Source organism: Akkermansia muciniphila (genome assembly GCF_040616545.1).
Taxonomy (GTDB): domain Bacteria; phylum Verrucomicrobiota; class Verrucomicrobiia; order Verrucomicrobiales; family Akkermansiaceae; genus Akkermansia; species Akkermansia muciniphila_E.
Map to the genome: position 1 here is coordinate 279,476 of NZ_CP156688.1, position 26,595 is coordinate 306,070.

Sequence of the window (26,595 nt, forward strand, 5' to 3'; positions counted from 1 at the left end):
ACCTTTTATGGACTCCCAGACGGAAAAGGAAACCGCACCCCGTAAGAAAACGCTTCCCGGCTGGCTCTGGTGGAGCCTGCTGGGGCTGGGGCTTTATGCCCTGGACCAGGCCAGCAAGCTGTGGATCATCCATCGCTTCCCGCTGAATTACCTGAACGAGAAAGCCCAGAAGTACGCGTACCTGCCTGATTTCCCGGGCTTCCACCATGTCAACGCGGACGGAACGCTTGACTTCGCCACGAACGCGCGCGTTCCGGCGGCGGACCTGGCGCAGTTCCCGGACCTGAACCCGCATACGGTGGACGCCCTGAACAAGCTGAGGGAGCTGGAGCCCATCTCCTTCCTGGACGGAACGGTGAACATCACCCGCGTGCACAACACGGGCGTGGCCTTCGGCATGGGGAACGGAACGGTGTGGTCCAGCTACCTGTTCCTGGCCATCCCCGTGCTCGCCATCGTGGCCCTCATCGTGCTTTACCGGAAAAACTTCTTCCACACGGTATGGCTCAAGCTGTCTTACGTGCTGCTGCTGGCGGGCGTGGCGGGCAACCTGACGGACCGCCTCATCCAGGGCTTCCTGATTCCCTACGAACAGACGCACAGCTTTTTCACGAAGCTCATGAACGGCTACGTGGTGGACTTTATTGACGTGACCATCCCCGTCTTCAATTACCGCTGGCCCGCCTTCAACGTGGCGGACTCCTGCATCTTCGTGGCGGCGATCATCTTCTTCATCGCCAGCATCTTCTCCGCCAGGAAGAAAGAGGAAAAACCATCCTGAAACGACCATGACCATACGGACCGCCATTCTGTCAGGGCTGCTGTTGTGCGGGGGCACCGCCTCCGGCAAGGATGAACTGTCCTTCAAGGAAACGGTGGTTCCGGTGAAAGTGGCTCCGGACCAGGACAGCATTACGGCCTCCTTCCCCTTCACCAACACCTCCGGCGCACCCGTCACCATCAGCAAGATCCACGTCTCCTGCGACTGCACGACCGCCGGGGCGAAGGACAACAAGCTGACGTACGCTCCGGGGGAGTCAGGCGTCATCAGCGCCGTGATGAAGACCGGCAATTTTTCCGGCACGGTGGACAAGGACATGACCGTCCACGCCAACGGCTCCGCGTACAAGCTGGTGATACGGGCGCAAATCCCGGACATCATCCGCATGGAGCCCCGCAAGCTGGAATGGACCAGGGGGGAGGCCCCCGCCCCCAAGACCATCAGGATCACCATTTCCAAGGAACTGCCCGTCAACCTGACCACGGTGGACCTGACCGGGGACGCCTTCAATTATGAGCCCGTCACCGTCAAAAAAGGCCGGGAATACAAGATCATCGTCACCCCCAAGTCCACGGACAAGCCCGCCTTCAACACCATCTGGGTGCGCACGGATTCCACCGTGCCGCGCTACAAGCGCCAGATGGGGTTCCTGACCATCAAGGAAGACTGACCGCCCGCCCCATTCCGCCATGAGAGACGCCCTTTCCACCGCCCTGAAGCTCCTGCTGGCCGTATTCCTGCTGGCGGTGGGCATTGCCGCGCTGGACCTGCGCGTCTTCCAGCCGTTCCGCACGCCGCCCTGCAACCCGGAGACGCTGGAGGAAGGGCACGTGTGCCTGTCCCAGGTGATGAAGGAATGGCCGGGAAAGGTCATCTGGATAGACGCCAGAAAGCAGGACGACTTTGAACGCCACACCGTCACGCAGGCCCCCGTCTACCCCGTGCGCCCGGCGGACGCCAATTACCAGGAGCTTCTGGCGAACGCCATGGAAGCCCTGATGACGGCGGAAGACCGGGGCTACTGCATCGTCATCTTTTGCAGCAGGGACTGCACCTCCAGCGCAGCCGTAGCCAATGAACTGAAAAAGCCGGAATACGGCATCCGCGCGCCCATCTTCATCCTGGAAGGCGGATGGGACGAACTGCGCAAAGAACCCTCACTTGTACCATAAGCCATGCTTGACACAGCAATCATCCGCCCGCAGTTTCCCATCCTGGAGACCAGCGTGCACGGCAAACCGCTCATTTACCTGGACAACGCGGCCACCACGCAGAAGCCCCTGGCCGTCCTGGACGCCACCCGGAATTATTACGAGACCCGGAACGCCAACGTGCACCGCGGCTCCCACTACCTGAGCCAGCTGGCTACGGAAGCGCATGAAGAATCACGGGAAACGGCGGCACGGTTCATCAACGCGCCGGAAACGGCGGAAGTCCTGTTCACCTCCGGGTGCACCATGGGTATCAATCTGGCGGCGGACACCATCGCCAAATCCGGCATGATCCGGCCGGGGGACGAGGTCATCCTGACCGCCTCCGAGCACCACTCCAACATCGTTCCCTGGCAGATGCTCTGCGAACGCACGGGAGCCGTCCTCAAGGTCGTTCCCCTGACGCCGGGCCAGACGCTGGACATGGAGGCTTATAAAAAACTGCTTTCCCCCCGCACGCGCATCGTGGCCGTGGGGCACGTTTCCAATACGCTGGGCACCGTCAATCCCGTGCGGGAGATCACCGCGCTGGCCAAAGAGAACAGGCCTGACACCATCGTGCTGATTGACGGCGCGCAGGCCGTCTCCCACATGAAGGTGGACGTGCAGGAGCTGGGCTGTGACCTGTACGCGTTCTCCGGGCACAAGCTGTACGCCCCCACAGGCACCGGCGTTCTGTGGGGAAAAAGGGAGCTGCTGGAAAAACTGCCGCCGTGGATGGGCGGCGGAGAGATGATCAAGGAGGTCACCTTTGACAAAACCGTTTACAACGACATTCCCTTCAAGTATGAGGCGGGAACGCCCAACGTCGGGGGGGCCGTTGGGCTGGCCGCCGCCATCCGCTACGTCTCCGGGCTGGGGCTGGACAACATCGCCGCCCATGAACAGAAGCTGACGGACATGGCCGTGGAAGGCCTCAAGGCCATGCCGGGCCTGACCGTGCTGGCTCCGGACGTGCCGCACAGCTCCGTGGTCTCTGTCCTGGCGGACGGCATCCACCACTATGACCTGGGCACCCTGCTGGACCAGATGGGCATTGCCGTGCGCACCGGGCACCACTGTTGCCAGCCGCTCATGTGCGCCCTGGGCACCACCGGGACCACCCGCGCCTCCTTCGCCCTGTACAACACGGAGGAGGAAGTGCAGGCCTTCCTCAAGTCCATGAGCAGGTCTCTGGAAATGCTCTCCTGACCCCCGCGCCCGCAACGGCCCTCCCCCCTCTCCTACCATGAAAACGGCTTCCGCCCTTCTTTTAGGCCTTGTTCTGGGCCTTTCCGGCTGCTCCCTGCACCAGCAGCAGGGGACGGCGTACACCCATTACCAGGATGACGCGGCGGCCATCCGGGAGGCGCACGCCGCATGGCTCATCCTTGCGGACCCGCGCCGCAGCAGGGAATGGCCGGAAGCCAGGAAGAAATACAACGCGTGCATCCGGGAACTGGCCGCGCACCTGAAAGAGGCCAAACGCGAGGGCGGCATGAATGAGAGGACGCGCCGGAGCCTCCCCTTCATCATTGAAAAAGCCCCTTACGCCAAGGACAGCAATCCGTGGTTCTATGAAGCCATCTACATGTCCGACGAGGTGGACCCCACCTTCCGCCTGCGTGAAAGCGTAACCGTGGAAGGCATGGGCATTCCTCTGGCGGGCCTGGCGCCCCAGGGCGTTTCCCGGCCCCATGCCAACGTATTGAAGGACAACGGCAACGTGCACACGCTGACGGCCATTCTGGATTTTGACCGCGTGGTGGACGGCAAACCGGCGTTGCGCACCATCCCGCGCCTCATGAATGAGCACATCTTCATCGGCAAGAACAAGGTGCGGCACCCTCTGGCGGCCAACTTCTCCGTACCCATCGCCCTGTTCTGGAAGCTTTCCGACGCGGACGGCACGGAACTGCTGGGCGCGTTCCGCCCCAAGAAGGCCATCAATACGATGGGGCTGTATTTTTCCGAACCGTACGATCCCAAGAAAATTCCCGTGCTGTTCACCCACGGCCTGATGTCCGGCCCCGCCACCTTTGCCAACCTGACCAACCGCCTGCTGGTGGACCCCGTCATCCGGGAAAACTACCAGTTCTGGTTCTTCGGCTATCCGTCCGGGCTGGCCTGGACCATTCCGGCCAGCAGGCAGCGGGAGGCGCTGGAGGAACTGATGAAGGAGTACAACCCCCGCGGCGCCTCCAAAGAAATGAACAACATCGTCATGGTGGGGCACTCCATGGGCGGCCTCATCACCCGGTTCAACAATTCCACCAAGCCGTGGACGCTGATGAAGGGCCTGTTTGAACTGCCCCCGGAGACCTTTGCGGACATGACGCTGGAGAACTGGAAAACCGGGCTGGAACCCCTGCACTGCGACGAGCACACGCTGGAACAGCTCCAGAACAATTTCATCTTCTCCCCAGCCCGGGGCGTCACGCGCATCGTGTACATGGCCACGCCCCACCGCGGCTCCACCTTTGCGGACAACTGGATAGGGCGGCTGGGCCAGCGCCTGATCGACCTCCCCGCGGACATGCTGGAAGAAGTCACCCGCATCGCCACCCTCAGCCGCGGCATGTTCCTGCTGAATCCCCTCCAGCTGAAGGACGAGCTCACCAGCATCCGCCAGCTTTCCCCCAACTCCTCCCTGGTCAAGTACATGTCCGAGCTGCGCGGCTCCCCCTCCGTTCCGGTTCATTCCATCATTGGCGACAGGGGCAGGAATGACACGCCCCACTCCTCCGACGGGGTGGTGAAATACCGTTCCTCCCATCTGGACTGGAGCGAGAGTGAAAAAATCGTCCCGTCCGGGCACAGCGTGCAGGATGACCCCGCCGCCGCCGTAGAACTGCGGCGCATCCTCCGCGAACACCTGGCCAGGGTCAAGGGCCGCCAGGCGCTGGAGGAAGCAGACGCCAGGGCCGCCACCCCGGTGTGGCAGACCAATCCCGCGCCGCCCGTCATCCTGAAGAGGCCGTAAAGCGGGCGTTCCCCTGCCCCGGAGCACGGAGCAACTGCCTTGTTTCTTTCCGGGCGCCTCCGTTCTGCGCTCTTCCGCACCTTTTATGCCGCCTTCACTGCCGGAAAAACATTCCTCCGCTTCTGCCGGGAACGGACGTGCCGCGGCCGGGAGGAAGAAGAAAAATTCCTCCCTCCGGCAATATGCCCCCTTATAGAGTTGCTTCCGGCAGAGGATTCAAGCTAGAGTATTTGCCAATACTATTCCCCCTCCTCCATGCCCGACGACGACTCCCTTTCCATGGACCAGATTTCCGCTCTCTTCCCCCAGCTGGAAAACATCCGGCTCACCGGAACCAAAGGCCCCCAGCAGATTTTTACGGCCACCCTGAAATCCAACTTTGCGCCCGTCATGCTGCGGGTGGTCCCCACGGAAGAAGCCGGCGTTTTCGGCTGGGACCCGGAATTCATCGTGCGCTCCCTCACCATCGTGGAACAGGCGCACCAGGGCCTTCTGCGGGTTTATGAAGTGGGGCAGGCAGGGCCGTTCACCTTCATCATTTCCGAGCATTCCCCCTATCCGCGCCTGGCGGACCTGGAGCAGCTTCCCCAAATCCCCCCCCAGGTGGCGCTCAACCTGGTCCGGAACATGGCGGAAGGGCTGCTGACGCTGCACCGCAAGGGCATCTTTCACGGAGGCATCACGCCCAAGCTGATCTGCCTGAGGGCGGACGGCGGTGACGCCCTGCTGCTGCCCATCAACATTTATCCGGCCCAGCCCCCCGTGGACATGGGGGATTACGCTTCCCCCGAATGGGTCACCGGAGCGGAGGCCACGTTCACGCCGGGCATGGACATTTACGCCCTGGGGCTGACGCTCTACATTCTGCTGACCCGCAAGACGCCCATGGAAGCGGGCTTCGCCATGCCTTCCACCCTGGTCAAATGCAGCGACGCCGTGGACGCGGTGGTTTCCCGCGCCATCAATCCGGATACCCGGGAACGCTACCGGAACCTGGGGGATTTCATCACGGACCTGGACAAGGCGATTGCCAATCCCACGGGCAGGAGCGCCGCCGCCCTTCCGGTCACGGGCGCCGCCCCGGCGGTCCCCTCCCTGAATACGCAGAAGGGGCAGTCCAATATTTACTATTACCTTATCCCGGCCCTGATCGTGGGCATTGTGCTGACTTACACCTGCATCCTGTACAAGAAGGATGTGGCCAGAATGCGCAATGACTACAACGAGCAGGTGCAGAAGAACAATAACGCGAAGGCGGACGCCGCGCGAAAGGCGAACCGGGAGGCGCGCCGCCACGCCCTGGCAATTCCTGCCCCCGCCGTCCCGGCCATGACGGATAACGCCGTTCCGGCTCCGGTCCCTGCGGTACCGGCTCCCGCCGCGCCCCCCGCTCCCGCACCGGCAGCCCCCAAACCTTCCGGAGAACCCGGCAAGGTCAACTGGAGCCTCCAGCCCGGCGTGAAGGTGCGCCAGAGCTCCAACCGCAACATGCTGGACGCCTATGGTCCGGAAAAGGCCGTTGACGGCAATACCAGTTCCGAACTTGCGGATGTCTCCATCAGCGCCACCGGCGTGGTGGAAGGGAAAAATGCCTGGTTCGGCATCGACTTCGGCGCGGGGACCAACCGCACCGTGGAAAAAGTGGTCATTTACACTCCTGCCAACCTGACCCTGCTGGGCACGATGGAGGAGTTCAAGGTGCTGCTGTACGACAATGACAAGAACGTGCTGGCGGAAAAGACCTTCACCACCACCCCCTCTGAAAAATCCACCAACGTCACCACCTGGAAACTGGACGCTCCGGTCAAGGCGCGCGCCCTGCGCGTGGAATCCACCAATCCCGCCCGCCCGCTGGCGCTGACGGAGGTGGAGGCCTACGGCCCTGAAGAAGAGCCGGACGCGCCCGCTCCCGCCCCTGAGGAAGAATAATGCCTGAGCAACCGCCTCCAGCCGGGTTCCCGCCCCTGCGGAAAACCGGCGTTCTCCTTTTCCTCCTGTGCCTGTTTGCGCTGGCGCTGGCAGGGGGCACCCTGTACCTGGTTTTTCATGACCTTCCCCTGATTCAGCAGTCCATCGCGGAAACGGTGGCCCAGTCCGTGAAGGAGCTTCAGGAGGGCGGAAGCGCCTCCGTCTCCCTCACCCATGTGAATGCAGGAGGCACGGCGCCCTTCACCATGGACGGCAGCCTTTTCTACCTGTGCACCGCCGGGCTGGTCATTTGCTGGCTGATGCTGGTTTACCGCCTGGCGCAGAACGCGGAAACGGTGAAGAAGGGGGCGCTGCGCTGCACGCCCCTTCTCTGCGTCTTTTCCTTCTTCCTGCCTGTGGGCAACATATGGATGCCCCTTCAAGCCATGCTGGACATCAACAAGGCCCTGTCCTCCCCCGGCCCTTCACGCGGAAAGGGCTGGATATGGACGGCCTGGGCCGTCAGCGTGCCGGGCTCCCTGCTCGTCTTCCTGTATACGTTGTGCCAGCCCCTGGCCAGCTTCTTCCAGACCTTCCGCGCCTGGGCGGAAGAAGACCCGGGGAACGCGTTTGCGCTGGACCGGGAACTGGAAGCCCTGATGAACGGCATGGTGCGGCCCGTCATCATGTACAACGGCATGGCCTTTATTGCATGCCTGCTGGTTTCCGTGCTGATGATGCTCCACTTCCATTCCCTGCAAAGGCGGCTGGCAGTACGCTGACCCTTCCCCCGGACAATCCCGCCTCTACCGCAGGCTCCCGCCGGGAGCCTCCCGCTTTTTCCCGTATCCGGCTATTCTCAATGCTTCACGGAAGCTTTTTGAGACAGAGGCCCGGGGCCCTTTCCATCCGTCCCCGCACCCTCATGGGAGACCTCCTTCCGGGCATAAAAAACCCGGCCACGCCTCACGGCGGGCCGGGCCAGCAAAAATAGCAATTCCTCCGGTTAGCGCTTGGCGGCTTTCACCGTCATGGCGTCCTTGCCGATGCGGCCGCGGAGATAGTGAAGCTTGGCGCGGCGGACTTTGCCGCGGTTTACGACTTCAATCTTGGCGATGCGGGGGGTGTGCAGGGGGAACACGCGTTCCACGCCTTCACCGTAGGAAATCTTGCGCACCGTAAAAGCTTCATTGACGCCGGAACCGCGCTTGGCGATCACGATGCCCTGGAAAATCTGAATACGTTCCTTGCCGCCTTCAATAACACGAGTGTGAACCTTGATGGTATCACCTACGTTAAATGCGGTCACGTCCGCCTTGAGTTGCTCCTGCTCGATTTTGTTGATAATGTTCATCTTGTGTTATCTATTGCTGGTGAATATCAGTAAAAGGAAAACTTACGGGACGCAGAATATGGGCCATAATCCCCTAAAAGGCAATCCAAATTTGCCGTACGGCCTCAATTTTATTTTTTAACCGGGACCGGAGGCGGGGCCATCCTGCCGCGCCATTCCTCCAGCGCCGGAAGAAAGGCGGAGGAAGACATGAGCGCGTGAACGCTGTCCATGCGCATCAGGCACGCTTTTTCTCCTCCCTGGGCGCGCTCCACCAGCAGGGATTCCAGCAGAAGGCGGGCGCGGGTGCGGGCATCCGGCGCGCCGTCCAGCGCAGAGAAAACCAGCTTTCCGGCCTGCACCGGATCCTTCCGGTACAGGTATTCCAGGGCCAGCGCTTCATAAAGGCAGGAGGAGGGAGCCTTCCGGGCGGTCTCCAGCAGCCGGGCGGAGCGCTCCGGCCAGCGGTCCCCGAACTGCACCCGGGAAGCCCACCAGCCCTGGAAGTAGCGGTCCTCTTCCGTGGGCTTCACATCCATGCTTTTCATGCGGGCATACGGGCGGTAGAGGGGGTCTCCGAACACCACCCCCTGCCAGGACAGCACGGGCATGCTCATCCAGGAGGCTTCCGCCACGGAATAGCCGTCCAGCAGCCGGTCCACAAAAATGTCAAAGCGGTGGCACGCGCCCAGGAACGGTTCATACACGTTCCCCACCGTCACGGCCGCCCCCTTTTCCAGCAGGGCGGAGCTCCACCCCGTGCCGGGAACCTTGAAATCCGAGGCGCTGAAGGAATGCAGGTGCATGGCCACCGCACCGGGACGGAAACGGAAGGAGGGGTCCGTGAACGGACCGTTTGCCGTACCCGTGTACCACCCGCAGTAAAGCGCCGTGTCCCGGCTCAGCGGGAACTTCTCCGGAAGCGTCTGGGGCCAGTCGTCCAGGTAGGCGGGCATGCCTGCCTCCCGCACGCTCCGGAACACGGCGTCCAGCCACGCGTCCCCCTGGGCGTAGGGGCCGCCACGGTCCACTACCGCCCACCCCCACAGGCCGTTTTTCTCCACCTCCGCGGGTTCTTTCACCAGCCGCATGCAGGTCTCCGCCGTCAGGCCGTCCAGGCGGCACACCAGGAACGTGGGAAGTCCGGCGCCTACAAAATCCTCCCTGGAATTATAATAGGGATTCGGCAGCCAGGATTTTTTTTCATATCCGTCCACAGCCAGCAGCGCCAGTTCTGAATCCACGGCGGCGCGGTCCGTCTGCATCTGGTTCACGTCCTTCCCGGGAGGGGGCACGGGATTTTCATGCCGTATCTTCATCGGCAGGTCCGCCATCAGCACCAGTGCGAAAATCTTCCGGTCCATCATGGGGGCAGAGGCAATGCCGGAAGGCACCCACCAGCGCTGTTCCCGGGCCGCACGCAGGAGGGGCGCGCGGATGAGGTCCTCGTACTCCTTCCGGGAAATCTCATTGGCCGCGGGACAATCCAGGGAAATGAGGTTCCTTTCCGGCACGCCGCGCACCCGAGCATATTCCGCGGCCATGCGCCGGCTCAGCTCCGATTTTCCGTTGTAAACCACGGCCACATGCGCGGGCTGGAGTTCATACGCCCGGACGGCGGAAAACCACGCCGCCAGAAAGAACAATACGGCTAATCCCCTCTTCAGCATACCCCCTACCATACCTGATCCTGCGGGGCAATCAAGCAGGCGAACCGGAGCCATCCGTGATTTCGCCATTTTTCCGCTTTTCGCTTCACTTCTAAAAAAAATCCGCTTTAATGGCTCCTGATGTATTGCAGGCTTTCACCTGCATTCCCTACAACCATCATACGCATATGATTCAACAAATTGACCATATCGGCATCGCCGTCAAGAGCCTTGACGCCACCGTTCCCTATTACCGTGATGCGCTCGGATTCGGAGAGCCCCACATTGAGGAAGTGCCCACGCAAAAGGTGCGCGTCGCCATGTTTGACGTTGCCGGAGTCCACATTGAACTGCTTGAACCCACCTCTCCGGAAAGCGCCATTGCCAAGGCCATTGAGAAAAAAGGGGAGGGCATCCACCACATCGCTTTCAAGACCAACGACATTGCCGACAATATCTCCAAGGCCAAGGATGCAGGCCTCACCGTGCTGAACGACCCGCCCGTCCCCGGCGCGCACAACACGCAGGTCACCTTCCTGCATCCCAAGTGCACCTTCGGCGTTCTGACCGAATTCTGCCAGCATCCCGGCTCCTGCGGATGCGGCAAGTAAGCATTTTCCCGAATTCACCATACCACTATACCAAATGGCTATTGATCCCAAATTGATTGACGATCTGAACAGCCGCCGCAAGAAGGTCATCCTCAGCGGCGGTCAGGAAAAGATCGACAAAAGGCATGAAAAGGGCGAGATGACCGCCCGCGACCGCATGGGGTACCTCTTTGAAGACGGCACCTTCTCGGAAATCGGCATGCACGTGCGCCACAACTGCCACAACTTCGGCATGGGCAAGAAGGAAATCCCCGGCGACGGCGTCGTTTCCGGCTTCGGCCTGGTGGACGGACGTCCGGTAGCCTGCGCGGCTTCCGACTTCCTGGCCCAGGGCGGTTCCCTCGGCTACATGCACGCCATGAAGATTGCGGACGCCCAGAAGTACGCCCTGAAGGCCGGCATCCCGATGGTGACGGTGAACGATTCCGGCGGCGCGCGCCTCCAGGAAGGCGTGGCGGCCCTGTCCGGCTATGCCCAGGTGTTCTACAACAACGTGCTGGCTTCCGGCGTGGTTCCGCAGATCTCCATGATCCTGGGCCCGTGCGCAGGCGGCGCGGCGTATTCCCCCGCCCTGACAGACTTCATCATCATGCGCAATTCCGGCAACGCCGGCATGTACATCACCGGTCCCAAGGTGATTGAACAGGTCACGTATGAAAAGTGCACGATGGACGACATCGGCTCCGCGGCCATCCACGCCACCGTGTCCGGCAACGTCCACTTTGTGGCGGACAGCGACGCGCACGCCATGGACATCCTGAAGAAGCTCCTCTCCTTCCTCCCCTCCAACAACGCGGAAGAACCGCCCCACAAGCTGGACACCCCGCTTGACCTGAGCGCGGACGAAGGCATGAGCGACCTGATCCCCGCAGACAACCGCACCCCCCTGGACGTGCAGCCCATCATCAGCCGCCTGGTGGATGACGGGGACTTCCTGGAAGTGCACAAGGACTTCGCCAAGAACGTCGTCGTCGGCTTCGGCCGCATCTGCGGCGTGGTGGTGGGCATCATCGCCAACCAGCCCAACGTGAAAGCCGGCTGCCTGGACATTGACTCCTCGGACAAGGCTGCCCGCTTCATCCGCTTCTGCAACGCCTTCAACATTCCGTTGGTGAACCTGGTGGACGTGCCCGGCTTCCTGCCCGGCAAGAATCAGGAACGCGGCGGCATCATCCGCCACGGGGCCAAGCTCATCTTCGCCTATTCCCAGGCCACGGTGCCCAAGGTCACGCTGATCATGCGCAAGGCCTATGGCGGCGCCTACATCGCCATGTGCTGCAAGGACCTGGGCGCTGACGCCGTCTTTGCCTGGCCCGGCGCGGAAATCGCCGTGATGGGCGCGGAAGGCGCCGTTCCGGTGCTTTACGGCCGCGAACTGAAAGCCGTGGAAGACCCTGCGGAAAAAGCCAAGCGCCAGGGAGAGCTTCTGGAAGAATACCGGGACGCCTTCTACAACCCGTACGTGGCGGCCGGCATGGGCCAGATCACGGAAGTCATCAATCCGGAAGAAACCCGCGCCAAGATCGCCTTTGCCCTGCGCACCCTGATGAACAAGAAGGAAGTGCGCCCGGCCAAGAAGCACGGCAACATTCCGCTCTAACATCCATTTTAACGGATTCATATGTTACTCACAGCACTAGCCTTTGCACAGGGCATGGCCAACATCATGGAGAATCTGGACTACCAGATCGTCGGCATTCTGGTGGTCATGATGTGCCTGGGTGGCCTGGCCGTCATTCTGACCATCAGCGGCTCCATTGCCGCCTCCATCCAGAACAAGGCCAAAGCCAAGGCCGCAGCGTCTGTTTCCGCTCCCGCACCTGCCGCCGCTCCCGCGGCCGCAGGAAAGCCGGGCATGACTCCGGAAATGCTCGCCATCCTCTCCGCAGCCGTGGACTCCGCCATGACGGAGCTCACGCCGGAAATGGTGGCCGTCATCTCCGCAGCCGTGGACGCAGGCCTGGACGGCATGAGCCACCGCATCGTGGAAATCAAGCAATCCCCCGGCTCCGGCTATGCGGCCGCAGGCAGGGCGGAAATCTTTGCCTCCCACCGCATCCGGCCATCCCACTGAACCACTCCATTATTCACCCCTACCCCCGCCCCCTCCGGCGGGAACCATTAACTTAACATTCCATACCATACATTATTATGAAGAAACTTCGCATCACCGTTGACGGCAAGGTATTTGACGTATCCGTAGAACTCCTGGACCAGGTCTCCTCCACCACCGCGGCCCCGGCTCCGGCCCCCGTTGCAGCCCCGGCTCCCGTAGCTTCCGCCCCTGTTGCGGCGCCCGCTCCGGCTCCCGCACCCGCCGCCGCTCCGGCCGCCGCAGGCGCAGGCGACGTTCCCAGCCCGCTTGCCGGCAAGGTCGTCTCCCTGGACGTTGCCCCCGGCGCCGCCGTGAAGGCCGGTGACCAGATCCTGACGCTGGAAGCCATGAAGATGAACACCATCATCTATGCTCCCTCCGCCGGTACACTCACCGCTTTCTGCGTAAGCGCGGGCGACACGGTTCAGGAAGGACAGGCGCTGGCCAAGATTGGTTAATCCCGGCGGCAGCCGCCCGGCCCCCCTAACACGGGTCCGGACTCCGACTCAGACTAAAAACCGCTACAAGAATTATTCCATATGAGTCTTTTTGATTCATTAATCACCTTTTTACAGGGGATGGGCATCTTCTCCCTATCATGGCAAATGGTAGGGATGTGGGGCATTGCCGTTCTTCTCCTGTACCTGGGTGTGGCCAAGCAATACGAACCTCTGCTGATGGTTCCGATTGCCTTTGGCGCCCTCATCGCCAACATTCCGGACAACGGAATGCTCATCACCCAGTTGAACCAGCAGGTCATCTCCTCCAATAAAGCGGGGGAAGTAACGGCCACGTCCCTGAACAACGTGGGCTACCTGCGCGTTCATGTGGCCCCGCTCCAGCAGGCGCCCGTCAAGGTGCCGGCCAACCTGACCACGCCTGAAGCGCGCGCCCAGTATCTGGCAAACATGCAGCAGCCCATGCAGGTTTATCCCGGCAGCCCGCTGACCGTTTCCCAGATCAAGCCCGTGCGGGAATCCCAGGAAAAAGCCAAGGCAGACGCCGCCCTTCTGGGGGACGACAGCCTGACGGTGGATCCCAACCTGAAGGACTTCCACAACGTGACGGAAGCCGACGGCAACGATCCGGTCTACCTGCTCACCAACGGAGGAACAACCACCGTTCTGCGCCAGAAGGGAGTCAACTACTTTGACACGGAAGGCAACCAGGTCCCGGTGAATCTGGAAACGCAGAAGCTGGAACCCCTGGTGGTATCCGCCGCAGGCAAGTACGTGGCCGTGGGCCAGCATACCCAGGAACTGCTGGTCACCTCCATCCACGGGGGCCTGTATGACTGGATCGGCCTCGGCATCAAGGCTGAAATCTTCCCGCCCATCATCTTCCTGGGCGTGGGAGCCCTGACGGACTTCGGCCCGCTGCTCGCCGCACCGCGCACCCTTCTTCTGGGCGCAGCGGCCCAGGTGGGCGTGGCAGCCACGTTCTTCATGGCCCTGTTCATGGGCTTCACGCCGAACGAATCCGCCTCCATCGGCATCATCGGCGGCGCTGACGGTCCCACCTCCATCTTCCTGACGATGAAGCTGGCTCCGCACCTGCTGGGCGCCGTGGCCGTGGCCGCGTACACGTACATGGCCCTGGTGCCGCTGATACAGCCGCCCATCATGGCGCTGCTGACTACGAAGAAGGAGCGCGTCATCCGCATGAAATCCCTGCGAACGGTGAGCAAGAGTGAAAAACTGTTCTTCGCCGTGCTGGTCACCATTGTCACCATCCTGCTGATTCCGGACGCCTCTCCGCTGATCGGCATGCTGATGCTGGGCAACTTCCTGCGCGAGTGCAAGGTGACGGAACGCCTGGTGCAGGCCTCCCAGAATGAAATCATCAACATCGTCACCATCTTCCTGGGCACCTCCGTGGGCCTGACGATGCAGGGGGACCGCTTCCTGCAGAAGGAAACGATGCTGATCATTCTGCTGGGCATTGTCGCCTTCGGCGTAGCCACCGCGGGCGGCGTGATTGCCGCCAAGCTCATGAACCTTATCTGGCGCAAGAATCCGGTCAACCCCCTGATCGGCTCCGCAGGCGTTTCCGCCGTCCCGATGGCGGCGCGCGTCTCCCACAATGTGGGCCAGAAGTACGATCCCTCCAACTACCTTCTCATGCACGCCATGGGACCGAACGTTGCGGGCGTGATCGGCACCGCAGTCATCGCAGGTTACTACATCGCCACCCTGGCGAGGTAACCTGATTTGAAATTATTCCAGGCCTCGGCCCATCCCATGAATTCCACCGCCCCATTCCCCACTCCTCCAGAGGAGGAAGGACCATGCGGCGACTGGACCTATCATGAATGGGCCGAGGCTTTTTCCACCAATGACCTGGCCCGTTCCCTGCCCCCCGGGCACATTGCCGTCTGCCGCGTGCAGACAGGCGGCCGCGGCAGGTTCAACCGCAAATGGATTGGCGGCGAAGGCGGCCTGTGGGCCTCCTTTACCGTCCCTTTGGACACCCCGGAGTCTTCCCCGGCCGTCTGCTGGGGGCATCTGCCCCTGGTTGCAGGCCTCGCCCTGCTGAACATGCTCCATGGCATGGGAGTAACCTCCGCGCGCCTGCGCTGGCCGAACGACCTTTTGGCGGACAAGTCCAAATTGGCGGGAATACTGGTGGAACGCCCGGCAGAGAACATGGCCGTCATCGGCATAGGCGTCAACGTCTTCAATGACGTGGCCTCCATAGCCGGAGAAATCAAGGACCCTCCCGCAAGGCTCGCGGATCTTGTTCAGGACTGCCCCTCCCTGCATGACGTCATGGCTTCCCTCGGCAGGCATTTGGACCAGGTTTTTTCAACCTTTGCCCATGGCGGCATCCCGGCCCTTCAGGAGGGACTGGCGCAGGCATGGGCCGGGGAAAGGCCGGTTTCCATCCTTACGGATGACGAAACCATCCGGGGAATTTTTACGGGGATTGACGATCAGGGCAATCCTGTGGTATCCCTTCCGGCCGGTTCCCTCCGGACCGTTCCGGCACACCTGATCAACAGGCTTGTTGAAGAATAAGCCTGACCGCTCCGTTTACACGGAGTTTCTTTCTCTTTCATCCAACAAAAATCACTGACATGAGTTACAAGGAACTAACACCAGAAGAAGCAGCAAGCCTGATTAAACACGGCCATAACATTGGCCTGAGCGGGTTCACTCCCGCAGGGACGGCCAAGGCTGTGACGGCTGAATTGGCAAAAATTGCAGAAGCGGAACACGCGAAGGGGAACCCCTTCCAGGTGAGCGTTTTCACCGGAGCTTCCACGGGCGATTCCTGCGACGGGGTTCTTTCCCGCGCCAAGGCTATTCGCTACCGCGCCCCCTACACCACCAACGTTGATTTCCGCAAGGCGGTGAACAATGGGGAAATCGCCTACAACGACATCCACCTGTCCCAGATGGCCCAGGAAATCCGTTACGGATTCATGGGTAAAGTAGACATGGCCATCATCGAAGCCTGCGAGGTCACGGCCGACGGTAAAATTTATCTGACGGCCGCCGGCGGGATCGCTCCCACCATTTGCCGCCTTGCCGACAAGATCGTCGTGGAATTGAACGCCGCCCACAGCAAAAACGCCATGGGACTGCATGACGTTTACGAACCCCTGGATCCCCCCAACCGCCGTGAAATCCCCATTTACAAACCCAGCGACCGTATCGGGAAACCATACATCCAGGTTGACCCGAAGAAGATCGTGGGCATTGTGGAAACCAACTGGCCGGACGAAGCCCGCTCCTTTGCCGCGGCTGACCCCCTGACCGATAAAATCGGGCAGAACGTGGCCGACTTCCTGGCCGCCGATATGAAGCGGGGCATTATCCCCTCCACCTTCCTCCCGCTTCAGTCCGGCGTGGGCAACATCGCAAACGCCGTGCTGGGCGCCCTGGGCCGCGACAAGACGATCCCCGCCTTTGAAATGTACACGGAAGTCATCCAGAACTCCGTCATCGGCCTGATCCGGGAAGGCCGCGTGAAATTCGGGAGCGCCTGTTCCCTGACTGTTACGAATGACTGCCTGGAAGGCATTTACAGGGATATGGACTTCTTCCGCGACAAGCTGGTGCTCCGGCCCTCGGAAATATCCAACAGCCCGGAAGTGATCCGCCGCCTCGGCGTCATCTCCATCAACACCGCCATTGAAGCCGACCTTTACGGGAACGTCAACTCCACGCACATCGGCGGCACGAAGATGATGAACGGCATCGGCGGTTCCGGTGACTTCACGCGCAACGCTTATATCTCCATCTTCACCTGCCCGTCCGTCGCCAAGGACGGCAAGATCAGCGCCATCGTCCCCATGGTCTCCCACCATGACCATACGGAACATGACGTCAACATCATCATTACCGAACAGGGTGTCGCGGACCTTCGCGGCAAGAGCCCGAAAGAACGGGCCCAGACCATTATTGAGAACTGCGTGCATCCGGATTACAAGAACATCCTCTGGGATTACCTGAAACTGTCCGGCGGCAAGGCCCAGACCCCGCAGTCCATCCGTGCCGCCCTGGGCATGCATGCCGAGCTGGCCAGAAGCGGAGACATGAAGAATGTGGACTGGGCCCAGTACCAGTAACTCCTGCCTGCCGTCATTCGCATTGACGCCCATGACTCCACGTTAACCCTACAGGACCGCTCCCGCACAGGGGGCGGTCCTTTTCCTTTTTCCCGGCCTTCACCATTGCCCGCCCCTCCCCCATGAACTGGATGATTTATCCCGCAGCCAAGGCATTGATCAAAGCCTGCGCCTTCCTCTTCGGCGCGGGGTCCATCCTGACGGCGCTCATCCACATGGCCCTCCCCTTCCTGGCCGCTTATCCGGAGCAGATGCCCGGATGGCTGCGCGCGGGAACCTGGGCCGCCCTTCTCAGCATCCTTTCCCTGGCGTGCATCTCCATGTGGGGAAGCAGGGTTCTGCTGGCCTCCCGCGGCAGCCGCGTCACCCGCGTGCTGAGCATGCTGGCGGTTCTTCCGTCCCTGTACGCCCTGCTCATCCCGTTCACCGGGCTGCCCGCCGCCTTCCAGTATGGGGAGATGGAAAGAACCTGGGAGATGTTCCTTCTTCTGGCCGCAGTCACCGCCTTCTTTGCCTTTCCCTATACCCGCGGCTATCCCCCACGCGCCAGAAAAAGGTTTCTGGCCTGGGCTGTCCTGGCCGCCTGCAACGGATTGCAGAGCCTGCTGTTTTTCCTGTTCCTCCTGTTATGGAACGTGCTGTCCGGCCCTTCCCCATCCGCAGCCTCCGCGCTGCCCTATGCAGCCCTCCTGCTTTCCTGCGGGCTGGATGCGGCCCTGGCCGTTTTCTCCGCCATGCTGGCCCGGGCCCTGTACCGGGACGTGGCGGGAATAGCCTCCCTGCCGGATGTGCAAAACCCGGAAATGCCCGGAAGCCGGTAACAGGCAGGCGGAATTCCCTATTCCACTGCGGCGTTTGAAAGAAGGGGAGCCGGAAAGGAGTAACTTGATTATGCCCTTTACCATTCACTGGACGGCATTCCTTCTCCTGCTTGCCTGCGCCTGGGGAGGAGAGCCCTTCTCCGGTTTTGAACAGAACGCGGACGGCTGGGCCGCCTCTCCCGGCAGTTCCCTCAACCGGACGAACCGGCATTACAAGGAAGGAACACATTCCCTCCAATGGACATGGAACGCGCCGGGCTCCTCCCTCTCCCATACGTTTGCCCCGTGCAAAACGGTACGGACCCGGACAGCGTCCACCCACTTCGCCTTCTGGGCGTATCTGGAACATGAGCAGGAGGAACGCCTTTACGTGGATCTTTATCATGGGGACGCCCTCATCGCCTCCTGCTGGTTCAACATGGACTACCGGGGATGGAGGCCGCTGGGCATCAATCTGGAGCGGCTTGGCATCCCGCCGGGGACTGAATTTGACAGAGCCGTCTTCCGCCCCGCCTTCCCCTCAGGAACCCTCTGCGTGGATTCAGTCTGCCCCGCCCTCCTTTCCCGCCCGGTCCAGCCGGACGACCAGCAGCCCTGGGCGGATCAGCCATTACTGCTCCAGGCGCCCCCTTCCCAAACCCGGTACAGCGGGCATGACATCCGCCTCAACCGTCCCTGGCTGCCTCCCTTCCTTCCGGCGGAGCGCATCGGGGCCAAAAGCAGGGCCGACATCGAGCGGCTGGAACGCCATTTTTTTCAGGGGAGAGGCCACGGAGGCACGAATTACAGGTCTTTTTCTGAATTGGAACAGGATTTCAACCTGCTGGATATCCGTGAAAACGGAGATGCGGTAACGGGAAAACCGCTGGCCCTTTCCGGCGACGGTTTCCATACGGTTCCCGGTTCCGTTGATTTCAAGAAGACGTTCCTGCCCCTGTTCAGAAACCTGGCCGCCGCCGTACAGCGGGAAGAAGGGGATAACCGGCGCAAGGCGGAACAAATGTACATTCTCATGTGCCGCCATTTTCTGGACCAGGGGTTCCAGGAGGGGAACGGCAACTTCGGCTGGATCGGCAACGGGTACGATTACCGCCATTTTTCACCGGCCGTTTTCGCCCACCGGGATTTGCTTTCCCGTGCCGGGATTCTTGACCGGATGGCCAAAAGCGTCGCCTTCCTCAATATGGGCCATGCCATGCTGGGCGAGCGTCCGTACAGCTCCTGCGACCAGTTTTACAATTATTCCTCCCATCTTCCGGCGGCCATCCTGATGATTCCGGATGAAGCGGAACGCTACCAGCGGCTCCGCGCCTACAAGCGCTATCTTGACCTCGTCATCGGAACAAACGGACTGCCCTTCGGCAGGGACGGAACGGCCCACCACCATACCGGGCACCATTTGTCCTACGGCGGCTACACGCCCCCCGCCCTGCTTCACACCCAGATTCTGCCCTTCCGGGATACGGAGTTCCGCATTTCCCCGGAGGCCCAGGAAAAACTGCGCGCCTATGTGCGGGCATGCGCCTTCCAGATCATGCACGGCCAGCTAGCGCCCAATCTTTACCTCCGCAGCGGAGCGCCCATGTCCCTGAGCATTGCGCCCGCCGCCCTCCTGATGGCCCGGCTGGGCAGTCCAGACCAGCCCTCTTCCCCGGACCGGGAGATGGCCGGAATTTACCTGGCCGCGCTGGACCGGGAACAGACGCCGGAGGCGAAAACGTACCGTTCCATGGGCATTACGCCCATCCTGCCGGAAAGCCACATGAGCCTGAACCTGGCGGCGACGGGGCTCCACCGCCGGGATGACTGGCAGGCGGCAGCCGTCGGAATGCTTCAAAAGCACAGGGGGCTGGAGATTTACGGCTGGACGGAGTCCAACAATTACGGACGCTACAGCAGGAACGGCACCATATTCCTCACCATGGGCCGGGAAACGGGCTGGCGCCGCTCCGGCTGGAACTGGAACCACTGGCCTGCCGGGACCAATCCCGTCAGGGAGAGCCATGAGCTTTTTGAAGGATACGCCCTGTTCAACAACCGCAACAATATGGCCGGAGGCGTGGAGATGGACGGGAACGGCATCTGGGGGAATGATTTCAATTGCCGGGACATTGCCTTCAAAAAAAGCGCGTTCTTTTTTGATGACCTCATCACCGTCATCACCACGGATATCAGCCCGGCCCGGCCTGACGGCAGTAACATCGTCACAACCCTGTTCCAGCAATCCACGGAGGCGCGTAAAACGGAACTCCTGGTCAACGGAAAGCCGTCCGCACATTCTCGTCAGGACGGAAGCTCCCCCACCCTTTTGCGCGATCTGATGGGAAATTGCTATTATATTCATCCCGGCGCCCCGGTCATCTGCCGCATCCGGGAACAGGAGTGGACTTATTTCAATACGCAGGATCTTAAAGATCCACGGAACAATCCTTGCCTGGATATCAGGAAAAAGCGGTTCCGTGAATCCCCCCTGTCCGCGAATGCCGCGTATTACACCCCCACCCGCGGCACCTTCGCCCTGGCTTATCTGGACCACGGCACGGACCCGGTGGCGGCCTCCTGCTGCTACACCATGTGCATCTCCCCCGCTCCCGCGCAGGAAAGGGAATTCGCCGCCGCCATCTCATCCAAACGGCCTCCGGTGGAAATACTCAGGAAGGACGCCGCGGTGCATGCCGTAGCGCACCGTGCCACGGGAACTACGGGATACGTGGTTTTTGCCCCCTGTTCCGATCTTCCGGAACCGCTGAAGAGCGTGGACAGGCCCGGTTTCATCATGGTCCGCGACCTGGGAGACAGGTACCGCATTTCCGTGGCTACGGGAGACCCGGAACAGAACCGGGAGTACCATCTGGAATTTCATGACGGAACGGAGGCCACCCTTTCCCCGGATTATCCCCTTTCCGGCACGGTGGAAGCCGCAAAAAAGGGCACAGCCCCATCAGCCGGGAAAAGCACACCAGATGGAAGCGGGACACAGGCCCCCGCGGGAAAGTCCTGAAAGAAGGGGGATTTCCCTATTTCACCAGTTCATCCAGATAACAGCCGTAGCCGTTATTTTTCATGGCTCCCGCCTGGTCCTGAAGCGTCTCCCGGGAAATCCACCCGTTGTTAAAGGCAATCTCCTCCAGGCAGGCCACCTTGAAGCCCTGGTGGTGCTCCAGGGTGCGGACAAACATGGAGGCCTCCAGCAGGGTGTCATGCGTGCCGGTGTCCAGCCACGTGTAACCGCGCGCCAGCTTTTCCACATTCAGAAGGCCCATTTTCAGGTATTCCTGGTTCACGGACGTGATTTCCAGTTCCCCCCGGGGGGACTTGGGAATCCTTTTGGCGATCTCCACCACCTGGTTGTCGTAAAAATACAGGCCCGTCACTGCCATGTCGGACTTGGGCTTGAGCGGCTTTTCCTCAATGGAGACGGCCTTCCCCTCTTCATTGAATTCCACCACGCCGAAACGGTGCGGGTCGTGCACCTGGTAGCCGAAGATGGTCGCCCCGCACGTCAGTTCCGCGGCGCGGCGCAGTTTTTCCGTCAGGCCGCGCCCGTAAAAAATATTGTCCCCCAGCACCAGGGCCACCGTGTCCTTTCCGATGAATTCCTCACCAATGATGAAGGCCTGGGCCAGCCCCTCCGGGCTGGGTTGTTCCCGGTATTCAAAGGAGACGCCGAACCTGCTGCCGTCCCCCAGCAGGTCCCGGTACAGGGGCAGGTCCCGCGGGGTGGAGATGATGAGTATCTCCCGGATTCCGGCCAGCATCAGCACGGAAATGGGATAATACACCATCGGCTTGTCGTAAATGGGCAGCAGTTGCTTGCTGACGGAAAGCGTAACGGGATGCAGGCGCGTGCCGCTTCCCCCTGCCAGAACAATACCTTTCATCTTGATCTCCTAGCTGTTGGTTCCCAAACGTTCCAGGCGGTATTCCCCGGAGAGGATCCCCCTCCACCAGTCTTCATGGTCCAGATACCACTGAATGGTCTTCCTGAATCCGGAGGAATGGTCCTGGCGCGGGCTCCAGCCCAGCTCCTTCCGGATTTTGGACGCGTCAATCGCATAGCGCAGGTCATGGCCCGGCCTGTCCTGCACAAAGGTGATCTGCTCCCGGTAGCTGCGGCCGTCCGCGCGGGGGCGCAATTCATCCAGATGGGAGCACAGCAGCTCCACCAGTTCCAGGTTCGTCTTTTCGTTATTGCCGCCTATGTTGTACGTTTCTCCGGGTTTTCCGGCGGAAACGACAGTGAGCAGGGCTTCGCAGTGGTCCCCCACGTACAGCCAGTCCCTCACGTTTTCCCCCTTGCCGTACACGGGGATGGGCTCCCCGGCAAGCGCTTTCAGGATAACCACGGGAATCAGCTTCTCCGGGAACTGGCAGGGGCCGTAATTGTTGGAACAGTTGGTAATCAAAATGGGGAGCCCGTACGTATCATGCCACGCGCGCGCCAGGTGGTCGCTGGATGCCTTGCTGGCGGAATACGGGGAATGGGGGCGGTACGGCGTGGATTCCGTAAACAGGCCGTCCTCCCCCAGGGAACCGTACACCTCGTCCGTGGAAATGTGGTGGAAGCGGAAGGCCGCCTTTTTCTCCCCCTCCAGGGAGCGGTAATATTCCAGGGTGGCCTGAAGCATGGAAAAGGTGCCCATCACGTTGGTCGTCATGAAATCCCCGGGATTGTCAATGGACCGGTCCACGTGGGATTCCGCCGCCAGGTGCATCACCCAGTCCGGCCCGTACTCCCGCAGGGTGCGCCGCATCAGTTCCGCATCCCGCACGTCGGCCTGAAGGAAACGGTAAGCCGGAGAAGCCGCCGCATCATCCAGGGAACGGATGTTGCCCGCATAGGTCAGGGCGTCAATGTTCAGGACTTCATGGCCGCGCTCCAGCAGCAGCCTGACCAGATTGGAGCCGATGAAGCCGGCTCCGCCCGTAACGATAACTTTCATAACTCTGTTTTCAGGGAAAGATGCGGCTCCATCATACAGCAGCGGCATGGTTTTACAAAACAAATCCGCCCATGCCGCCGGAACGGGGGGCATGGGCGGAAAAAAGCGGCGCTCATTACCGCGGAACTGGCTAGCAGCTCAGTTCACGGCAGAGGTTGATGATGTCCGGATTTACGGAATACTGCTGCCCGGCCACGGCATCCAGGGAGGCATAGCCGTACTGGCCGTCCTGGTATACCATGATCTGGTTGATGTCTCCGTTGTTCAGGGCTTCCACGGCGCGCGTGGCAAAGCGGGTGCCCATCAGGCGGTCACGGGCGGTGGGCGAGCCGCCGCGCTGCACATGGCCAAGCACGGTCAGGCGGGTGTCCATTCCGGCGCGTTCCGTCAGCCAGCGGGTCAGGTACTGGGCCACGCGGGTGCCTTCCGCCACCACGGCGATGATGCAGCTTCCTTCTTCATTGATGACGGGCTGGAGGCGCTTGTAAATGGATTCCAGGTCGTAAGGGATTTCAGGGACAATGCAGATGTCCGCCGCGCTGCAAAGGGCGGTGGTCATGGCCAGGTAGCCGCAGTCGCGGCCCATGGTTTCCACCACAAAAGCGCGGTGATGGGAGCGGGCCGTGTCGCGGACGGAGTCAATGCAGTCCAGAATCACGTTCTGGGCCGTATCCACGCCCAGGCAGTAGTCAGTTCCGGCGATGTCATTGTCAATCGTGGCCGGAATGCCGGCGAAGGGAACTTCAAAATCGTTGAAAAAGTCGTTCAGGGCGCGGAAGGAGCCGTCGCCGCCCATGATGATGAGCTTGTCAATGTCGCGGGCCTTCAGGTGTTCATAGGCCTGCTTGCGGAATTCGTAGTCAAAGAAACGCTTGGACCTGGAGGAGCGGAGGAGAGTCCCGCCCCTGTAGATCATGTCGCTGGTCAGTTCCCGGGTGGCTTCCTTGATTTTTCCATCGATCAGGCCTTCCAGGCCGTCATAGACAACGTAGGGGTTCATTCCAAGCTGGCGGGCATGATCCACAGCCGCCCTGATCGCCGGATTCATTCCGGCGGCGTCACCGCCTGATGTCATAATGGCTATTCCACTCATAAGTAATAAGGTTAACTTGTCCGGGGCGGAATGGTACCGAGCCGGGCAAATAATGCAAGCGCGGAGTTTTTACTGGCGCAATAAACGGCAACGCCCCATGATAGAGGGGCATGAAGGACACCGCAGCAGCCATTCTGAACGCCACGGCCGCCCTCCGGGACGGCACTGCCCGGCTCCGGTTCGGAGACCCGGTCCACTTTACCTACAATCCGCTCACCTATGCGTGGGCGCCGCATGAACAATACGTGCGCACCTACGGAAACGGGGAAAAGAGCCACTTCTTCCTGGGCATGAATCCCGGCCCCTTCGGCATGGCCCAGACGGGCGTCCCCTTCGGAGAAGTGGACGCGGTCGTCAACTGGCTGCACATCCGGGGGGAAGTAGGCAGGCCGGAGCATACCCACCCCAAACGCCCGGTGGAGGGGTTCAACTGCCCCCGGTCGGAAGTCAGCGGACGGCGGCTGTGGGGGCTTTTTGCGGAAACCTTCGGCACGGCGGAAAACTTTTTCCGGCACAACTACGTCGCCAACTATTGCCCGCTGATCTGGATGGGCGCCACCGGAGCCAACATCACGCCGGACAAATTGCCCGCGGAACAGCGCGCCGCCGTGGACGAGGTGTGCATGGAGCACCTGGTTTCCCTCATCACCATCCTGAACCCGCACACCTTGGTGGGCGTGGGGGCGTACGCCACGCAGAAGCTGCGGGACGCCGCCGCACGGCTCCCCGGAAAAAGCTTCACCATCGGCACCCTGCTCCACCCCAGCCCCGCCAGCCCCATTGCCAACAAGCTCTGGCCGGAACGCCCCATCCAGCAGCTTAAGGAACTGGGCATTTTATAGAGAGTGGAGGGTTTAGAGTGGAGAGTGGAACGGAGACGCACCGCACTCCATTTCCTCAGGGGGGCCGTTCCGAACAAGAGCCGGAACGGCCCTGTTGCGTTGATGAAGGGTCTCCCGGAGAAGGAAGACGGAATAGACCAAGTGGACTCCATGGACAAAAGAGAAGAGAAAGGTGTTCATTTTGTCCATCAAGTCCATTCTGTCAACTATTTCCCCGGCTCCACTCTCCCGCCCAGGCCTTTTTACTGGACAGGAAGAAGAGGGTTCCGTACAGTTCCCGCGATATTCAAGCGTTCCGAATTTTATGGCAATTTCAGATTACATCGTGACCATTGGCCTGGAAGTCCACTGCCAGATCAAGACGAAGAGCAAAATGTTCTGCTCCTGCGAGACCGGCTTTGGCTTTGAACCCAATACGCGCGTGTGCCCCACCTGCCTGGGGCTGCCGGGCGCCCTGCCCGTGCTGAATGAGTTTGCCATTGAGCGCACGCTGCTGACAGGGCTGATGCTGGGGTGTTCCAGCCCGGAGGTTTCCCAGTGGGACCGCAAGAATTACTTTTACCCGGACATGGCGAAGAATTACCAGACCTCCCAGCTGGACCTGCCGCTGTGCCTGGGCGGGGAGGTGCCCCTGTACCCCTGGTCCTACCCGAACGACGTGATCAAGGCTGGCGTACCCCCCTTCCGCACCGTGAAGCTGACCCGCATTCATCTGGAAGAAGACGCGGCGAAGATCACCCACCACGCCAATTATTCCCTGATTGACTACAACCGCGCCGGGTCCGCCCTGATGGAGATCGTCTCCGATCCGGACATAGACACTCCGGAGGAAGCCTACGCCTACCTCAAGTCCCTCCAGCAGATTCTGAATTACGGGGATATTTCCGACGCCGACATGGAGAAGGGCCAGATGCGCTGCGACGTGAACATTTCCCTGCGCCCCCACGGCCAGAAGGAACTGGGCGCCAAGGTGGAGATGAAGAACCTCAATTCCATGTCCGCCGTGCGCCGCGCCCTTCATTATGAAATCCAGCGCCAGGCGGAAGAACTGGACATGGGCATGGCGCAGATCCAGTCCACCCGCCGCTGGGATGACGAACGCGGGGAAAGCGTCATCATGCGCACCAAGGAGGACGCGCACGACTACCGCTATTTCCCGTGCCCTGACCTGGTGCCCGTGCACACCGCCCCGCTGGTGGAGAAGGTGCGCAGCCAGATTCCGGAACTGCCCCAGGAACGCCAGAAGCGCTTCATGGAGGAGTACGGCCTGAGCGAATATGACGCCAATGTGCTGGTGGGGGACCTGGAACTGGCCCGCTTCTTTGAAGAGGCGGCACGGGGAACGGCCAGCGGCAAGAAGATCGCCAACTGGGTCATCAACAATATTTCCGCCGTGCTGAATGAAAAAGGCATGCGCCCGTCAGAATGCCCGGTGAAGCCGGAAGCCATCCGGGACCTGATCGCCATTATTGACGACGGCACCGTTTCCAACAACCAGGCCAAGGACGTCTTCACCAGGATGTGGGAGGAGCCGTCCCTCACCGCGGCGCAGGCCGCCAAGCTGCTGGGCTTTGAAAAGGCGGATTCCTCCTTCCTGGACGCCATCGTGCAGGAAGTTATTTCCGCCAATCCGGCCAAGGTGGCTGAAATCCAGGCAGGCAATGACAAGCTCCTGAACTGGCTCACCGGCCAGGTCATGAAAGCCGCCAAGGGCAAGGCCAACCCGAAGATTGTGACGGAAGCGCTGAAAAAAGCTCTTTCAGGGCAGTGATT

23 protein-coding genes are annotated in these 26,595 nt (G+C 61.1%); 18 read left to right on the top strand and 5 right to left on the bottom strand.

Going from position 1 to position 26,595, the window contains the following annotated elements; genetic code table 11:
- Positions 1–7 precede the first annotated feature (7 nt).
- The 7 genes from ABGM91_RS01100 to ABGM91_RS01130 all read left to right on the top strand — a co-directional run bounded on the left by ABGM91_RS01100 (position 8) and on the right by ABGM91_RS01130 (position 7,644).
- The gene (locus ABGM91_RS01100) at positions 8–781 is read left to right on the top strand and encodes a signal peptidase II (protein WP_354833065.1); all 774 of its coding nucleotides are present in this window, start codon (positions 8–10) and stop codon (positions 779–781) included.
- A gap of 7 nt (positions 782–788) precedes the next feature.
- Positions 789–1,451 carry a DUF1573 domain-containing protein gene (locus tag ABGM91_RS01105; protein ID WP_354833067.1) on the top strand — a complete coding sequence of 221 codons (663 nt, stop codon included), beginning with the start codon at positions 789–791 and terminating at the stop codon, positions 1,449–1,451.
- 19 nt (positions 1,452–1,470) lie between these two features.
- Positions 1,471–1,953 carry a rhodanese-like domain-containing protein gene (locus tag ABGM91_RS01110; protein ID WP_215428884.1) on the top strand — a complete coding sequence of 161 codons (483 nt, stop codon included), beginning with the start codon at positions 1,471–1,473 and terminating at the stop codon, positions 1,951–1,953.
- A 3-nt stretch (positions 1,954–1,956) separates the two neighbouring features.
- Positions 1,957–3,183: a cysteine desulfurase gene (locus ABGM91_RS01115; protein ID WP_215428885.1), complete on the top strand. Its 1,227-nt coding sequence runs from the start codon at positions 1,957–1,959 to the stop codon at positions 3,181–3,183.
- Between the two features lie 37 nt (positions 3,184–3,220).
- Positions 3,221–4,954 carry an alpha/beta hydrolase gene (locus ABGM91_RS01120; protein WP_354833069.1) on the top strand — a complete coding sequence of 578 codons (1,734 nt, stop codon included), beginning with the start codon at positions 3,221–3,223 and terminating at the stop codon, positions 4,952–4,954.
- 255 nt (positions 4,955–5,209) lie between these two features.
- Complete coding sequence (locus ABGM91_RS01125) at positions 5,210–6,883, top strand: discoidin domain-containing protein (protein ID WP_354833071.1); 1,674 nt, start codon at positions 5,210–5,212, stop codon at positions 6,881–6,883.
- Positions 6,883–7,644 (top strand): DUF4328 domain-containing protein, encoded by a 762-nt coding sequence (locus tag ABGM91_RS01130; RefSeq protein WP_354833073.1) that lies wholly within the window; start codon positions 6,883–6,885, stop codon positions 7,642–7,644. The genes ABGM91_RS01125 and ABGM91_RS01130 overlap by 1 nt, the downstream gene beginning before the upstream one ends.
- Positions 7,645–7,868: 224 nt before the next feature.
- Here the strand turns inward: ABGM91_RS01130 and rplS are convergent, their stop codons facing one another.
- Positions 7,869–8,216 (bottom strand): 50S ribosomal protein L19, encoded by a 348-nt coding sequence (gene rplS / locus ABGM91_RS01135; RefSeq protein WP_102713861.1) that lies wholly within the window; start codon positions 8,214–8,216, stop codon positions 7,869–7,871.
- A gap of 110 nt (positions 8,217–8,326) precedes the next feature.
- A complete protein-coding gene (locus ABGM91_RS01140; protein ID WP_354833075.1) occupies positions 8,327–9,865 on the bottom strand; it encodes a TIGR03790 family protein in 1,539 nt (512 codons plus the stop codon).
- Positions 9,866–10,032: 167 nt separating this feature from the next.
- Between ABGM91_RS01140 and mce the strand changes: the two genes are divergently transcribed.
- The 9 genes from mce to ABGM91_RS01185 all read left to right on the top strand — a co-directional run bounded on the left by mce (position 10,033) and on the right by ABGM91_RS01185 (position 20,945).
- On the top strand, positions 10,033–10,455 hold the full coding sequence (gene mce / locus ABGM91_RS01145) for a methylmalonyl-CoA epimerase (RefSeq protein WP_102713951.1): 423 nt from the start codon (positions 10,033–10,035) through the stop codon (positions 10,453–10,455).
- Positions 10,456–10,489: 34 nt separating this feature from the next.
- Positions 10,490–12,055 carry an acyl-CoA carboxylase subunit beta gene (locus tag ABGM91_RS01150; protein WP_215428891.1) on the top strand — a complete coding sequence of 522 codons (1,566 nt, stop codon included), beginning with the start codon at positions 10,490–10,492 and terminating at the stop codon, positions 12,053–12,055.
- 21 nt (positions 12,056–12,076) lie between these two features.
- Positions 12,077–12,529, top strand: a complete 453-nt coding sequence (locus ABGM91_RS01155; RefSeq protein WP_354833078.1) for an OadG family transporter subunit — start codon at positions 12,077–12,079, stop codon at positions 12,527–12,529.
- Positions 12,530–12,606: 77 nt separating this feature from the next.
- On the top strand, positions 12,607–13,008 hold the full coding sequence (locus ABGM91_RS01160) for a biotin/lipoyl-containing protein (protein WP_354833080.1): 402 nt from the start codon (positions 12,607–12,609) through the stop codon (positions 13,006–13,008).
- Between the two features lie 156 nt (positions 13,009–13,164).
- A complete protein-coding gene (locus ABGM91_RS01165; RefSeq protein ID WP_354834777.1) occupies positions 13,165–14,754 on the top strand; it encodes a sodium ion-translocating decarboxylase subunit beta in 1,590 nt (529 codons plus the stop codon).
- Positions 14,755–14,790: 36 nt separating this feature from the next.
- A complete protein-coding gene (locus ABGM91_RS01170) occupies positions 14,791–15,567 on the top strand; it encodes a biotin--[acetyl-CoA-carboxylase] ligase (RefSeq protein ID WP_354833082.1) in 777 nt (258 codons plus the stop codon).
- Between the two features lie 59 nt (positions 15,568–15,626).
- On the top strand, positions 15,627–17,123 hold the full coding sequence (locus ABGM91_RS01175; RefSeq protein WP_354833084.1) for an acetyl-CoA hydrolase/transferase family protein: 1,497 nt from the start codon (positions 15,627–15,629) through the stop codon (positions 17,121–17,123).
- Between the two features lie 122 nt (positions 17,124–17,245).
- Positions 17,246–17,944 (top strand): hypothetical protein, encoded by a 699-nt coding sequence (locus ABGM91_RS01180; protein WP_354833086.1) that lies wholly within the window; start codon positions 17,246–17,248, stop codon positions 17,942–17,944.
- Between the two features lie 70 nt (positions 17,945–18,014).
- Positions 18,015–20,945, top strand: a complete 2,931-nt coding sequence (locus ABGM91_RS01185; RefSeq protein ID WP_354833088.1) for a chondroitinase family polysaccharide lyase — start codon at positions 18,015–18,017, stop codon at positions 20,943–20,945.
- Between the two features lie 16 nt (positions 20,946–20,961).
- On the opposite strand, the gene rfbA is transcribed toward ABGM91_RS01185, so the two are convergent.
- The 3 genes from rfbA to ABGM91_RS01200 form a co-directional block, all read right to left on the bottom strand.
- On the bottom strand, positions 20,962–21,825 hold the full coding sequence (rfbA, locus tag ABGM91_RS01190) for a glucose-1-phosphate thymidylyltransferase RfbA (protein ID WP_354833090.1): 864 nt from the start codon (positions 21,823–21,825) through the stop codon (positions 20,962–20,964).
- Positions 21,826–21,834: 9 nt separating this feature from the next.
- A complete protein-coding gene (rfbB, locus tag ABGM91_RS01195) occupies positions 21,835–22,887 on the bottom strand; it encodes a dTDP-glucose 4,6-dehydratase (RefSeq protein ID WP_354833092.1) in 1,053 nt (350 codons plus the stop codon).
- A 130-nt stretch (positions 22,888–23,017) separates the two neighbouring features.
- Entirely contained in the window at positions 23,018–23,980 is a 963-nt protein-coding gene (locus ABGM91_RS01200) for a 6-phosphofructokinase (RefSeq protein ID WP_215428901.1), read from the bottom strand.
- 110 nt (positions 23,981–24,090) lie between these two features.
- Here ABGM91_RS01200 and ABGM91_RS01205 point away from each other — a divergent pair, with 110 nt between their 5' ends.
- Together ABGM91_RS01205 and gatB are read left to right on the top strand one after the other, a co-directional pair.
- Positions 24,091–24,822: a uracil-DNA glycosylase family protein gene (locus ABGM91_RS01205; protein ID WP_215428902.1), complete on the top strand. Its 732-nt coding sequence runs from the start codon at positions 24,091–24,093 to the stop codon at positions 24,820–24,822.
- A 304-nt stretch (positions 24,823–25,126) separates the two neighbouring features.
- A complete protein-coding gene (gatB, locus tag ABGM91_RS01210; protein WP_290565779.1) occupies positions 25,127–26,593 on the top strand; it encodes an Asp-tRNA(Asn)/Glu-tRNA(Gln) amidotransferase subunit GatB in 1,467 nt (488 codons plus the stop codon).
- The last annotated feature ends 2 nt before the right edge of the window (positions 26,594–26,595 follow it).